12 protein-coding genes are annotated in these 13,614 nt (G+C 69.6%); 8 read left to right on the top strand and 4 right to left on the bottom strand.

Annotated elements, in window-relative coordinates; genetic code table 11:
• The first annotated feature begins 173 nt into the window (after nucleotides 1–173).
• A complete protein-coding gene (locus VM306_RS19475) occupies nucleotides 174–644 on the top strand; it encodes a VOC family protein (protein ID WP_414672416.1) in 471 nt (156 codons plus the stop codon).
• A gap of 73 nt (nucleotides 645–717) precedes the next feature.
• On the opposite strand, the gene ilvD is transcribed toward VM306_RS19475, so the two are convergent.
• The 4 genes from ilvD to VM306_RS19455 all read right to left on the bottom strand — a co-directional run bounded on the left by ilvD (nucleotide 718) and on the right by VM306_RS19455 (nucleotide 6,267).
• On the bottom strand, nucleotides 718–2,415 hold the full coding sequence (ilvD, locus tag VM306_RS19470; protein WP_325516935.1) for a dihydroxy-acid dehydratase: 1,698 nt from the start codon (nucleotides 2,413–2,415) through the stop codon (nucleotides 718–720).
• A 19-nt stretch (nucleotides 2,416–2,434) separates the two neighbouring features.
• The gene (locus VM306_RS19465) at nucleotides 2,435–3,607 is read right to left on the bottom strand and encodes an alginate lyase family protein (RefSeq protein ID WP_325516933.1); all 1,173 of its coding nucleotides are present in this window, start codon (nucleotides 3,605–3,607) and stop codon (nucleotides 2,435–2,437) included.
• Nucleotides 3,608–3,781: 174 nt separating this feature from the next.
• Nucleotides 3,782–5,257: a DUF1996 domain-containing protein gene (locus tag VM306_RS19460; RefSeq protein WP_325516931.1), complete on the bottom strand. Its 1,476-nt coding sequence runs from the start codon at nucleotides 5,255–5,257 to the stop codon at nucleotides 3,782–3,784.
• Between the two features lie 92 nt (nucleotides 5,258–5,349).
• Nucleotides 5,350–6,267 carry a DUF4142 domain-containing protein gene (locus tag VM306_RS19455; protein ID WP_325516929.1) on the bottom strand — a complete coding sequence of 306 codons (918 nt, stop codon included), beginning with the start codon at nucleotides 6,265–6,267 and terminating at the stop codon, nucleotides 5,350–5,352.
• Nucleotides 6,268–6,382: 115 nt separating this feature from the next.
• On the opposite strand from VM306_RS19455, the gene VM306_RS19450 reads away from it, so the two are divergent.
• From VM306_RS19450 to VM306_RS19420, 7 genes are all read left to right on the top strand, one after another.
• The gene (locus VM306_RS19450; RefSeq protein WP_325516927.1) at nucleotides 6,383–7,174 is read left to right on the top strand and encodes an SGNH/GDSL hydrolase family protein; all 792 of its coding nucleotides are present in this window, start codon (nucleotides 6,383–6,385) and stop codon (nucleotides 7,172–7,174) included.
• Between the two features lie 142 nt (nucleotides 7,175–7,316).
• Nucleotides 7,317–8,720, top strand: coding sequence for an ABC transporter substrate-binding protein (locus VM306_RS19445; RefSeq protein WP_325516925.1), 1,404 nt, complete (start codon nucleotides 7,317–7,319; stop codon nucleotides 8,718–8,720).
• A complete protein-coding gene (locus VM306_RS19440) occupies nucleotides 8,717–10,534 on the top strand; it encodes an ABC transporter permease (protein WP_325516923.1) in 1,818 nt (605 codons plus the stop codon). The genes VM306_RS19445 and VM306_RS19440 overlap by 4 nt, the downstream gene beginning before the upstream one ends.
• Complete coding sequence (locus tag VM306_RS19435; protein WP_325516921.1) at nucleotides 10,531–11,223, top strand: ABC transporter ATP-binding protein; 693 nt, start codon at nucleotides 10,531–10,533, stop codon at nucleotides 11,221–11,223. The genes VM306_RS19440 and VM306_RS19435 overlap by 4 nt, the downstream gene beginning before the upstream one ends.
• Nucleotides 11,220–11,873 carry an ABC transporter ATP-binding protein gene (locus VM306_RS19430; RefSeq protein ID WP_325516919.1) on the top strand — a complete coding sequence of 218 codons (654 nt, stop codon included), beginning with the start codon at nucleotides 11,220–11,222 and terminating at the stop codon, nucleotides 11,871–11,873. Before VM306_RS19435 ends, VM306_RS19430 begins: the two co-directional genes overlap by 4 nt.
• The gene (locus VM306_RS19425; protein WP_325516917.1) at nucleotides 11,870–13,126 is read left to right on the top strand and encodes a choice-of-anchor P family protein; all 1,257 of its coding nucleotides are present in this window, start codon (nucleotides 11,870–11,872) and stop codon (nucleotides 13,124–13,126) included. Before VM306_RS19430 ends, VM306_RS19425 begins: the two co-directional genes overlap by 4 nt.
• Nucleotides 13,123–13,434, top strand: a complete 312-nt coding sequence (locus tag VM306_RS19420; protein WP_325516915.1) for a hypothetical protein — start codon at nucleotides 13,123–13,125, stop codon at nucleotides 13,432–13,434. Before VM306_RS19425 ends, VM306_RS19420 begins: the two co-directional genes overlap by 4 nt.
• Nucleotides 13,435–13,614: the final 180 nt, after the last annotated feature.

The raw sequence follows: 13,614 nt of genomic DNA, 5'->3' as shown, positions 1-13,614 counted from the left end.
TCCCACGGGGCTCATCGACAGGGCGAATACCCGGTGCGCGCGCACCCACACAACTCGCGCGCACTGTGCCCCGGATGGCGGCACGGCCAACCGGGGCAGGGGTCCCTCAGGACCGTGGCAAAGTACGGCGTGAAGTCGCTCCACGACGACATGGTCCGCGAATGGAGATCATCATGAACGACACCGACCAGCGCGGCCCTCGGCGCGGGACGATCCAGCGGTTGGACAACATCGCCATCGTCGTCGACGACCTCGCGGCCGCGAAGGCGTTCTTCGTCGAGCTCGGACTGGAACTGGAAGGCGAGGCGACAGTCGAGGGCAGCGCTGTGGATCGCCTCGTCGGGCTTGAGGGAGTCCGCTCGGACATCGCGATGATGCGCACCCCGGACGGCCACGGACGGCTCGAGCTGACCAAGTACCACACGCCGTCGAGCCGAGACGGCGACCCGCGCGCTCCGACGAACACGCTCGGCGCACACCGCGTCATGTTCGCGGTCGACGACATGGACGACATCCTCGACCGCTTGCGGCCACACGGCGCCGAACTCATCGGCGAGCTGGTGCGGTACGAGAACAGCTACCGGCTCTGCTACCTCCGCGGCCCCGCCGGCATCGCCGTCGCACTGGCCGAAAAACTCAACTGACCCGTGGCGCGAACGGGGGGGGTTGGGTGCATACGCGACCCGAACCCCCCGTTCGCGCCAAACGGAACGTGGGTCAGCCGCAGACGGCGCCCTGGGAGGCTGAGCCGACCAGCTTCGCGTACTTGGCCAGCACGCCACGCTGGTAGCGCGCGGGCAGCGGCTCCCAGCCCTCCCGGCGGGTGGCCAACTCGGCCGCGTCCACGCCGACGTCCAACGTGCCGGTCGCGACGTTGAGCGTGATCGGGTCGCCGTCGCGGACGAACGCGATGGGACCGCCGTCGGTCGCCTCCGGTGCCACGTGGCCCACGCACAACCCCGTGGTACCACCGGAGAAACGGCCGTCGGTGAGCAGCAGGACGTCCTTGCCGAGGCCCGCGCCCTTGATCGCCGCGGTGATGGCGAGCATCTCGCGCATGCCCGGCCCGCCCTTGGGGCCCTCGTAGCGGATCACCACGACGTCGCCCGCGGTGATGGTGCCGTCCTCCAGCGCGTCCATCGCGGCGCGCTCGCGGTCGAACACGCGCGCGGTGCCGGTGAAGACGTCCGAGTCGAAGCCCGCGGACTTGACCACGGCGCCCTCGGGGGCCAGCGAGCCCTTCAGGATCGTGATGCCGCCGGTGTGGTGGATGGGCTTGTCCAGGGCGCGCAGGACGAGGCCGTCCGGGTCGGGCGGGTCGATGTCGGCGAGGTTCTCGGCGACGGTGCGGCCGGTGACCGTCAGGCAGTCGCCGTGCAGCAGACCGGCGTCCAGCAGCGCCTTCATCACCACGGGCACGCCGCCGATGCGGTCGACGTCGGTCATCACGTGGCGCCCGAACGGCTTCACGTCGGCCAGGTGCGGCACGCGCGCGCCGATGCGGCTGAAGTCGTCCAGGGACAGCTCGACGTCGGCCTCGTGCGCGATGGCGAGCAGGTGCAGCACGGCGTTGGTGGAGCCGCCGAACGCCATCACGACGGCGATGGCGTTCTCGAACGCCTCGCGCGTCATGATCTGCCGCGCGGTGATCCCGCGGCGCAGCATCTCGACCACGGCCTGACCGGACCTGCGCGCGAACCCGTCGCGGCGGCGGTCGGTGGCCGGGGGAGCGGCGCTGCCGGGCAGCGACATGCCCAGGGCCTCGGCCGCGCTGGCCATCGTGTTCGCCGTGTACATGCCGCCGCACGCGCCCTCGCCGGGGCAGATGGCGCGTTCGATCAGGTCGACGTCCTCACGGCTCATCAGCCCGCGCGCACAGGCCCCGACGGCCTCGAACGCGTCGATGATCGTGACTTCCTTCTCGGTGCCGTCGGTCAGCGTGACGCGGCCCGGCAGGATCGAGCCGGCGTAGAGGAAGACGCTGGCGAGGTCGAGGCGCGCCGCCGCCATCAGCATGCCGGGCAACGACTTGTCGCAGCCCGCGAGCAGCACCGAGCCGTCCAGGCGCTCGGCCATCATCACGGTCTCGACGCTGTCGGCGATCACCTCGCGCGAGACCAGCGAGAAGTGCATGCCCTCGTGGCCCATGGAGATGCCGTCCGACACGGAGATCGTGCCGAACTCGAGCGGGTACCCGCCCGCCGCGTGCACGCCGTCCTTCGAGGCCTTCGCGAGGCGGTCCAGCGGCAGGTTGCACGGCGTGATCTCGTTCCAGGACGAGGCGACGCCGATCTGCGGCTTCTCCCAGTCCTCGTCTCCCATGCCGACGGCCCGGAGCATGCCGCGCGCGGCGGTGCGCTCCAGGCCGTCGGTCACGTCGCGGCTGCGTGGCTTCACGTCCGGTGTCTCGGTCATGAAGGCACGCTAGCCCCCGTCAGGACGGGTTCGCCGCGTGGGTGAGGGTCTCCCAGGCGATGAACAGGTTGTCCGTCCCCTGTGGACGCTGTGCCTCGGTGTAGCGCTGGGTGTTCGACATCGCGATGCCCAGCCGGGTGTTCAGGGCGTTGAAGCTGATTTCGGACGTCGGCCCGAGCTCGCGGGAGAACGACCCGCCGCAGAACCACGACGGCACCGGCTCCCCGTTCTGGTACTTGGTGTGCAGGCCCCACGCGTGGCGCATCCGGTCCTTGATCTCGCCCCAGATGTCCTGGCCCTGGTGCCGCGCGGTCTCGGCGAAGTGCGAGGCGGCGCTCAGGCCGTAGGCGGTGTGCGCGAAGTCGCGGCAGGTCTCCTGGGCGAGCCCGTCGACGAACGTGGACTGGTTGTGCCAGTACGAGATGATCTCGTCCCTGGTGTCGATGCCGCTGCCCGGCGGCGTCTTGGGCAGCGCGCCGTCGGTGGTCAGGTAGATGAACGCCTGGATGCGCGTGCGGAAGATGCCGACGGCCTTGTCGTAGGCCGCGCGGTCCTCCAGGAACACCGAGATGCCGAGCGAGGCCTCCATCATGCTGAGCTCCCAGTTGCCGTTGGTGTTCGCACGGCCGTTCTGGATCTCGGGCAGGTAGACGTCGCGCAGCATGGTGCCGAACCGGGCGCTGCCCGGCCAGTTCCCGTAGACGTGCTTGATGATCTCGGCGGCCTTGGGCCAGCTGCTGGCCGACCACGCGGTCTGCAGCGGGGCGTTGGAGTTGGTGTGGTCGCGGATCGTGGCGGACCAGGCGTCCATGATCTGGATCGCCTTGGTCGCGTACCGGGTGTCGCGCGTGATGTACCAGGCGAGCGACAGGGTGTAGGCGGCGATGGCGTCTTCGCGCTCGTCGGTGCAACCGTAGTTGGGGTTGGAGTAGGAGCCGCACTCCACGACGGCCCGTGGCTTCGGCGTGCGGTTCAGGTCGGCGTACTTCGAGCCCATCATGGCGTTGTAGGCGGACGTCCACGGCTGGGCGCCCGCCTGGACCTTGGCGCGCACGAAGTCCAGCTGGGGACGGGAGACCACGACTCCGGGGTGGGCGAACGTCGCCGGCGCCGCGGAGGCGGACTGGCCGGTGACCGGGGCGATCAGGGATGCGATCAGTGCGATCAGCACCGCGCAGGAACGGGTGACCATGATGGCCAGTGTTAGTGGTCTATACCTTTTTGGTCAATCATTCCGGAACAACGTTCACGTCGGTGAACCGGTTCACGCCTGTGAACCGGAAATCAGTCCGCACAACGGAAGTTCCCCGGTGCGCGGGAGGTGCACCGGGGAACTTCCGTCGATCCGAACGACGTGGTCAGAGCGTCACTCGCGGCACTTCTTGCCCGAGTTCACGCAGTTGACGAGGCGGTTCATGATCTTCTGCGACATCACGTTCGCGAAGTCGTCGTGGTCGGTGAGCGGGTTGTGCTCCTCCTCCGGGAAGGAGTCGACCAGGTAGCGGCCTGCCTTCTGGACGTCGAGCGGGATGTTGTAGGTCAGCGAGATGCGCAGCTGGGGAACGGCCTTGAAGCCCTGCTGGCACTTGCCGGTGTTGGGGTCCGGGTAGACGATGTGCTCGCGGTGCTTCTCGGAGTCGATGTTCTTGCCGTCCCAGCAGCTCGGGAAGTCGTGGACGCGCTTGACCTTCGAGCCCTGCGGGCAGATGGGGTACTTGTCCATCAGCACCTTGTCCTCGAAGCCCGTGCAGGTCCAGGAGGCCTTGGCGTTCTTCGGGCCGTTCTGGCCGGCCTTGGCGTCGCCGTAGAGCACGCGGAGGAACTTCGGCATCGCGACGACCTTGCCGGTCGGGCTGCCGCGGAACTGCAGGTCGACGACGGCGGGGCGCTGGATCTCGCCCTCGTTGCCCTCGAGCTCGTTCTCGTTGTTCTCCTCGGCGTTGTTCTGCTGCTTCTTCTGCTCCGTGCCCTCTGCCTGGGCGGCGTCGCTGTTCTCGCTGCCGTTGTCGAGGCCCTGCTCGCCCTGGGCCTGGTCCTTCACGGCGCAGGCGGCGGCCGGGTTGAGGTCGGGGGCCTGCTTGCCCTGGCGGCTGAACGCCAGCATCATCCGGTTCAGGATCGCGGCGCGCTTCTCGCGCGTCGGGCCGACGATGACGTTGTCGCGGTCCTGGGCCTTGGTGGCGTCGACCTTCTTCTCGGCCTCCTCGGTCACCTTCTCGATGTTCTCGAGTTCTTTGTCGATCTCCGCCTGGGCGGCTTCCGGCACGTCCTCGGGGAGCAGCGAGGCGACGTCGGGGCACTCGAGGCGGGCAGCCGCCTTGTCGGCCTTGTCCTTGTCCTGCTGGGCCTTGTCGTCCTTCTTCGGCGGGGCCTGCTCCGCCGGCTCGGCGGCGGCTTCCTCTTCCTCCTCGTCGATGATGCGGACGACGGGCCAGAAGTAGGCGGACTTGTCACCGTTGCGGCACGTCGTGCCGGCCTTCGCGAGCGACTTGTTGTTCGAGTCCGCGTTCGTCGACAGGTTGCCGACGTAGTCGTGCAGGTGCTGGGCGCCGTTGCGGACGCCGGGCTGCGCGATGAAGTTGTCCGGGTTGAAGTGCCCGTTCTCGTTGCGGCCGCAGTTCACCGTGAACGTACCCGTGGTGGCGTCGTTCTCGGGCTTCGGCTTCTTGACGTTCGGCTTCACCTTGGTGATGTCGACGAACAAGCTCTTGTCCGCTCCGTCGGCGAGCGCGGCGCCATCAGAAGAACTGATGGCCACCACCGCGGCACCGCCAGCGACCACGGCCATCGCGGCCGCGGCCGCGGTGAGCCAGATCGTGGATTTCCTCCGGTGAATAGCCATGTGCCACCTCGTAGTAGTCCGATAAAACGGCATGGTGGAGCTGACGGCGGTGAGCCGCTATTTCTCGGTTGGAGCTGGGTTTGTGCGGTTTTTCAGTACGAACGGGATTTCCGCCGAGTTTTCTTCTTCTGCCGGGATATCAGCCGCATTCCCACCAGTGCGAGCGCGAGCACCGCGATCGCGCCGAAGAAGACGCCGTTGTTGTCACCGAACACGCCTTGTTCCGCGGTGCGGGTGAACCTGGTGCCGTCCGGCACGGTCGGGATCACGCCCTCGGTCGGGTTGGTCGACTCGTCCGCTGCCTGGTCGCCGCTCGGATCGGGAGTTCCCGTGTCCGCGGTGCTGTTCGTGGGCGGCGCCAGCGGTTGCGGTGACTCCAGTCCGGTGAAGTCGACGCGACCGGTGTCCTCGAGCACCTTCATGTGGTCGAAGACGGTGATCATCGCTTGCGTGGAGAGGATGCGGATGAGCTCGTTCTTGGTGCCCGCCCGGATCTGCGCGGCATAGGCGTAGACCTTGCCGTGCGCCGCGCGGAGCCGGTTGGCGAAGACGGCGTCGAACTCGTCGCCGTTCGCCGCGTCCATCTCGGCGAGCCAGCCCTTCTGCTCGTCGGTGGCTTCCGACGGCAGCGTGTGACCGAGCAGGACGCCCGCGCGGTTCACGACGTTGTCCAGCAGCGTGTGCCCCTCGATGAGGTGCTTGCACGCCTCCTGGATCTTGGGCTGGTCCGCCCTCTTGGCCTTGCCCTTCTCCCCGGCCGGCTTCTCCCACAGCCCCGCCTGCTTGACCCGGTTCATGAAGTCCCGGTCGGCAGGTCCGAGCGGACCCCACTGCGTCTGCACGACCTCGTCACCCGTTCCGGCACTTCCGGGCGGCGGGGTCGAGACGGGGGTCGAAGGGGTGCTGGGCTGGCCGATCGCGTCCCCGGTGCTCAGCAGCACGGCCAGCGCACAGCCCGCCACCGCGACCAGCAGTCGCGTCGGCTTCGCCAAGTCGATGGGGAGTCGCACGAACTGGAGTACGGCCAGGAATGGTGTGGTGCCTCAGTTTGAGACGCCTCCGTTGCCGAACCGTTATCAAACCCCGCGCAACCCGCGTCCGAATGCACGACATAAGGTCCTGAGCATGAGCAAGCGTTTTGTGGCGTTGGGGGACTCGTTCACCGAGGGAGTGGGCGACGACGACGCCAGTCGTCCGAACGGTGTGCGAGGCTGGGCCGACCAGGTCGCCGAGGTCCTCGGCACCGCCGATCCCGAGTTCGCCTACGCCAACCTGGCCGTGCGGGGACGGTTGCTGCCGCAGGTCCTCCGTGAGCAGCTGGAGCGCGCGCTCGCGATGAAGCCCGACCTCGTCTCGCTCTACGCGGGCGGGAACGACCTCATGCGGCCCAAGGTGAACATCGACGCCCTCATGCGCGCGTATCGCGCGGCCGTGGCTTTGCTGGTGAACTCCGGTGCCAGGGTCATCCTCTTCACGGGCGTCGACGGCGGGGACGACCCGGTGTTCCGCAAGATGCGCGGCCGGGTGGCCATCTACAACGAGCACGTGCGCGCGATCGCGGACGAGTACTCGTGCGTGCTGGGCGACATGTGGAACATGCGTCAGCTGCGCGACCGTCGCATGTGGTCCGCGGACCGGCTGCACCTCAACTCCCTCGGGCACACCGAGGTCGCGATCTCCGTGCTGGACGGCCTCGGCGTCTCGCACGAGCTGACCCGCGCGGTGCTCGGCATCGCCCCGTCGGTCGACCGGCGGATCCAGCGGGCCGAGAACTGGAAGTGGGCGCGCGAGCACGTCGTGCCGTGGGTGGTGCGTCGGGTCCGGGGTGAGTCGTCGGGCGACGTGATCCAGCCGCGCTGGCCGGAGCTGCGACCGCCCTCTTGGGTAGAACGTGTTCCTCGCAACAGCGCCGAATAACGACGCAAGTGCCGTTTGGTGACGCTTTCCGGCGTGATTGTTTGCAGATAGAACGTGTTCTAGAAATCGTGTCGGCCAGCCGGGTGAAAACGCAGGTCGGAGGCCCGGCCTGGATTGATGCAGTGCCCTAGCGTCCGTTTGCATGCGTCGCAGGACCGCGTTGATCCCGGTGGTGGTGATCTGCGCGTTGCTCGCGGGCTGCGGAAGCAGGCTCACCGACGAGCAACGCGCCGCACTGGTCGTGCCCGGAGGAGGAACGGGCACCGGGCAGGGCGTGGTGCCGGAGGAGGAAGGCGCCGCGCAGCCCGGCAGCGAGGGCACCGCCGGCCAGCAGGGCGCGACCAACCCGCAGCAGCCGAACAAGCAGCCGAACCCGCCGGGCAGCCTCGCGGCCGCGTGCCAGGGGACCGGTGGCGCCACGGACAAGGGCGTCACCGCGGGCGAGATCACCATCGCCAACATCTCCGACATCAGCGGGCCGGTGCCCGGCATCTTCCAGTCCGCGCAGCAGGCCACCAAGGCGTTCGTCGAGTACTTCAACGCCACCCAGGGCGCGATCTGCGGGCGCAAGCTCAAGCTCGTCTCGTTCGACTCCCGCACCGACAGCGGTGGCGACCAGCAGGCCACCTCACAGGCCTGTGAGCAGGCGTTCGCGCTCGTCGGGTCGATGTCGGCGTTCGACCAGGGCGGCGGACCGGCGGCGGCCGGGTGCGGGATCCCCGACCTGCGGGCCTCGACGGTCACCGCGCAACGGCAGCGCACGCCGGTCAGCTTCGGCGTCGCGTCCAACGTCGTGAACCTGGTGTCGTCGGCGGGACCCGACCTGGTCAGGTCGAGCTTCCCCGGCGGGATCGGCGCCGCGGCCTACCTCTACCTCAACGCCGACGCGAGCGCGCAGAACGCCAAGAGCATGCAGAAGGCCGCCGAGGCGCGCGGGATCAGGTTCGTGTACTCGCAGGCCATCGACATCACCGACGTCAACTACGCGCCGTACGTGGCGAAGCTCAAGGAGACCGGCACCAAGATCGTCTACTGGATCGGGTCGGCGCAGTACGCGGTGCGGTTGCAGCAGGCCATGCGGCAGCAGGGGTTCACGCCGGAGGCGTTCATCACCGACCCGAGCGCCTACGACCCGCAGTACCTGAAGCAGGGCGGCGCGGCGGTCGACGGCACCGTGGTCTACACGAACGGCGCGTTGTTCGAGGAGAACAACGCCCAGGTGTCGCTGTACAAGCAGTGGCTGGGACGGGTGGCGCCCGGCGCCGCGCCCTCGTACTTCGGCATGTTCGCCTGGGCCGCGGCGAGGTTGTTCGTCCAGACCGCGGCGAAGGTCGGGCCGCAGCTGACGCGCAAGGCGGTCGTCGAGGCGATCCGCGGCGTGCACGACTTCACCGCCGAGGGGATGGTCGCGCCGCAGGACGTGGGCGGCAAACGCACTTCCGCCTGCATGACGCTGGTGCGGCTGAAGGGCGGGGCGTGGTCGCGGCTGGCACCCGCGTCCGGGTACTCGTGCGGGTCGTTGATCGACACGGGAGTCGGTGGATGACCGCTCTCCTCGCCTACACCGTCTTCGGGCTCGTCACCGGTGGTGCGTACGCGGTGGTCGCGGGCGGTCTCGTGCTCACCTACAGCACCTCCAAGGTGTTCAACGTCGGCCACGGCGCGATCGGCATGGTCATGGCGTTCCTCTACTGGGAGCTCGCCGAGAACCGCGGTCTGCCGCAATGGCTCGCGCTGCTGCTCGTGGTCGGCGTGTGCGCGCCGGTGTTCGGGCTGGTGGTCGAACGGTTCGTGATGCGCAGGCTCGCGGGCGCGCCGGTCGGCATCACGCTGGTCGCGGGTGTGGGCGTGCTGGTAGGGCTGATCGGGGTGGCGCAGGTGATCTGGCCGCCGCAGGCCCGTCCGGTGCGGCCGTTCCTCGACGAGCACGGCATCCACATCGGACAGTCGTACGTCAGCGGGCACGACCTGGTGACGCTGGCGTGCGCGGTGCTGGTGGCGGGCGGGTTGTACGTGCTGCTGAACCGGACGCGCACCGGGCTCGCGATGCGGGCCTGCGTCGACGCGCCGGAGCTGGCGTCGCTGTACGGGACGCGGCCGCACCGGTTGTCGGCGTTGAGCTGGGCGATCGGGTCGGCGCTCGCGGCATTGGGCGGGATCCTGCTGACGCCGGTCGTGCAGCTCGACTACGTGACGATGACGTTGCTGGTGATCACGGCGTACACGGCGGCGTTGGTCGGACGGTTGCGCAGTCTGCCGTGGACGTTCGTGGGCGCGCTCGGCCTCGGGCTGGTGCAGTCCTACGCCGTCGCGTACCTGCCGTCGTCGCCGGGCTGGATCGCGTTCCGCGCGGCGATTCCCGCGTTGCTGCTGTTCGTCGTGCTGCTCGCGATGCCGCAGTCGCCGTTGCGGATCGGTGGTGTGCGGGGATCTCGCGGGATGGCCGTGCCGGACGCCCTGACGACCGGTGTCGGCGCGGGGGTGTTCGCGGGCGTGGTCGTGGTGCTCGCGCTGCTGGTCGACTCGGTGGTGGCCGGGCAGCTCGCGCTGGGACTGGTGTTCGGGATCGTGCTGCTGTCGATGGTGCTGCTCACCGGGTACGGCGGGGTGGTGTCGCTCGGGCAGTTCACGTTCGTCGGCGTGGGCGCGGTGACGGTGGCGCGGCTGGGGTCACCCTCGCCGGTGACCCTGCTGGCCGGTGCGCTCGTGGCCGCCGCGGTCGGCGCGCTCATCGCGTTGACGGTGTTGCGGGTGAGCGGCCTCTACCTGGCGCTGGCGACGCTGGGGTTCGCGCAGCTGATGGACAAGCTGGTGCTGCAGTCGCCGATCGCGTTCGGGGTGCGGGGGAGCCTTCAGGTGCCGCGGCTGATCGGGTCGGCGACCGCGCAGCTGCTGCTGGTGGCCGGGGTGTTCGTGCTGGTCGGCGTGGGGGTGCTGGCGGTGCGGCGCGGCCGGCTGGGGCGCAGGATGATCGCGGTCAAGGACAGCTCGGCTGCCTGCGCGACGCTCGGGATGAACGTGCGCTGGATCCGGGTCGGCGTGTTCGCGTTGTCGGCGGGGATCGCGGGACTGGCGGGCGGGCTCTTCGCCCAGCTGCGCGAGACCGTGGCGGCCAGCGACTTCCAGCTGTTCAACAACCTGCCGTTGCTGCTGTTCGCGGTGATCGCCGGGGTGACGTCGGTGTCGGGCGCGTTGCTCGGCGGGATGCTGCTGATGCTGCTCCCGGTGCTGCAGAGCGGTTTCCCGGCGTTCGCGGGGGTGGCGGTGGTGCTGCTCGGCATCGCGGCGGCAGGCCTTTCCCGCGACCCCAACGGGTTGGTCAGCTGGTTGTTCCGAGCCTGGACCCGGCGGCGCGCATGAGCACGCTGCGGGTGGAGGGCGTGACGGTCCGCTTCGGCGAGGTGACCGCGGTCGACGACGTGACGTTGAAGGTCGACCCCGGTGTCACCGGCCTGATCGGCCCCAACGGCGCGGGCAAGACGACGTTGTTCGACGTGGTCAGCGGCCTGCGCACACCGTCGGCGGGCAGGGTGCTGCTCGACGACGCGGACATCACCGCGAAGGGCCCGCACCAGCGGTCGAGGATGGGCGTGGCGCGGACGTTCCAGCGCCTGGAGGTCTTCGGGTCGCTGACCGTCCGGGAGAACGTGGTGGTGGCGCTGGAAAGCCGCCGCCGGCCGTCCCGACTGGCAGCGGAGCTGCTGGACAGGGTCGGCATCGCGGAGTTCTCCGCCAGCCAGGCCGACACCGTCCCGACCGGTGCCGCCCGGCTGCTGGAGCTGGCCCGCGCGCTGGCCACCGACCCGAGCCTGTTGCTGCTCGACGAGCCGTCGTCGGGGCTCGACCGCGCCGAGACGGACGCGTTCGGCGAGCTGCTGCGGGAACTGGGCGCGGAGGGCCGTTCGGTGGTCCTGGTCGAGCACGACATGGACCTCGTGATGGGCTACTGCGACACCGTGCACGTGCTGAACCTCGGCCGGTTGCTGGTGTCCGGCACGCCGGACGTCGTCCGCGCGCACGAGGGTGTGCGGGAGGCGTACCTCGGATGATCGACCTGATGGACGTCCACGCCGGCTACGGCCGCATCGAGGTGCTGCGCGGGGTCTCGCTGAACGTGCCGCGCGGCACCGTCACCGCGTTGCTCGGCCCGAACGGCGCGGGCAAGTCGACGCTGGTGAAGGTCCTGAGTGGACAGCTGCGGGCGTCGAGCGGGCACGTCCACCTCGGCGGGGTGCACGTCAACGACGCCGCGCCCGACGAGCTGGCGCGCGCCGGCCTGTGCACGATCCCGGAAGGCCGGGCGATCTTCCCGAACCTCACCGTCGCGGAGAACCTGCGGCTCATGCGCGGCGACCCCGGCGTCGTCTACGAGCGGTTCCCGAAGCTCGAGGCACGGCAACGACAGCTCGCGGGCTCGATGTCCGGCGGCGAGCAGCAGATGCTGGCGTTCTCCCGCGCGCTGATCACCGACCCGGCCGTGCTGGTGATCGACGAGCTGTCCATGGGACTCGCCCCGGTGATCGTCGCCGAGCTGTACGAGGTCGTCGCGGAGCTGGCGTCGTCCGGCGTCACGATGCTGGTCGTCGAGCAGTTCGCCGAGACCGCCTCCGCCGTGGCCGACCAGGTGGTCGTGATGGCGCACGGCGAGATCGCCGCCGGCGAGGACCTCGCCACCGTCTACTTCGGAGGGGCGTCATGAGGTACGCGCTAGTGCTCCTGCTGCTCCTGCTGTCCCCGGCCCCCGCGCGGGCCGACATCGGCGGGTTCACGCTGTCGTCCCGCGCGGCACCCGTGTCGGTGCTGCTGACGACCGACCTGCTCCCGGTGCCTGCGGAACCGCAGGGCGAGGTCCACCTCTCCTACACCCAGACCGAGCTGGGCGCCGGTCCGATCGGACGGTCGGTGGCGAGCTCGCTGTGGCCGGGCGCCGCCGTGGGCACCGGCCTGCCGCAGCTGCTGGGCTTCGCGTACCCGATCCAGGTCAACGCGGCACACCCCGGCGGCCCGGCCGACGAGTCGAAGTCGGGCATGAAGGCCTCCGCGAACGCTTCGAAGGCCGAGTCGTTCGCCGGCGCGCGTCAAGAGGTGCCGTTCGTGCTCACCGCCGAGGGTCTCGCGTCCTCCAGCGTCAGCACGGCGTCCGGCTCCGAGGCGCGGTCCACCGCCGTGTCGTCCGCGCAGACGATCACGCTGCTGTCCGGCCTGGTGGTGCTGTCGGGTGTCCGGTTCGAGTCCGTCGCGGTGAGCGACGGCAGCAAAGGCAGCGGCACCAGCACGTTCGCGATCGCCGAGATCACCGTGCTGGGCCAGAAGTTCCCCGTGCCGTCACCAGCCGCGCCCCCGGATGGACTGCTGAAAGCGTTGGAACCGCTGGGAGTGACGCTGACCTGGCCGTCCGCGGCCACGAAACTCGAAGGCACCTCGGCGACCTCGACCAGCCGCGGCCTCAAGCTCACCGTCGACGTGACCGTGCTGCGCGCCGAACTCGGCCTCGGCGGAATCCTCGACGGCATCCTGACACCACTGCTGCCCAAGGAACTCGCGCCACTGCTCACCCCGTTGCGCAAGCTGGAGGTCATCGTCGGCGACACCGAGGCCGTGGCCAACGCCTCCGCCTCCTCGGCCCTGACCCCACCCGACGCCCCGGCCCCGGTCGCCCCCGTGGCACCACCGCCACCGGACGCCGCGGCGCCGGTCGGCGACGTACCCGGCTCGCCGCCGGTGGCCGGCGTGACACCACCCAAGTCCGTGACGCCGGTGGCGAACGCACGCACCCGCACGGGCTCACTGCTCGACTTCCCCGGCGTACCGGCGTTGCTGGTCGTCGCGGGCCTCGGAGTCGCCGCTCTGGGAGCGTTCGGCATGAAGTCGTTCGGCACGTTCCTGCTGGGCGGCGCGCCCTGCCCCTCCGGACACCCGACCGGTGTCCCCGACCTGCGGGTGAAGCCATGACCATTCAGGACCGGCGCCGCGCACGGATGCGCAGCGGACTCGGGCTCGTGGGCACCCTGCTGATGACGGCGGGCATCGCGGCGATCCTCTTCGCGTGGTGGGGAGTCGCGCACACCGGGTACGTGTGGGAGCAGATCCCGTACGTGGTCTCCGGCGGGGTGCTCGGGCTCGGGCTGATCGGGATCGGCGGGTTCCTCTACTTCGGATCTTGGTTGACCAAACTTGTCGAGGAGCAGCGGCAGACCACGTACGCGTTGTTGCAGCTGTTGGAGGAGCGGGCGGCTGACCGGGCGGACCAGAACGCGTAACCGGTTCCGCGCAGCTCAGCGACTTCCGCCGGTCGTGATCCAGACACCGTTCCAAGTGGACCATTCGTGGAACCGTTCTCCTGGGACGCTTCCCGGTGTCCGGTTCATCCCCTTGAACGAGTGGTTTAGACCAGTTAACGTGCACCCCGTCACGTACCCCCTGCACGTGAACGGAGTGCA

Source organism: Lentzea sp. (genome assembly GCF_035525475.1).
GTDB lineage: Bacteria > Actinomycetota > Actinomycetes > Mycobacteriales > Pseudonocardiaceae > Lentzea.
Note: the sequence above shows the minus strand (reverse complement) of the source record. Positions and strands in the feature narration are given on the sequence as shown.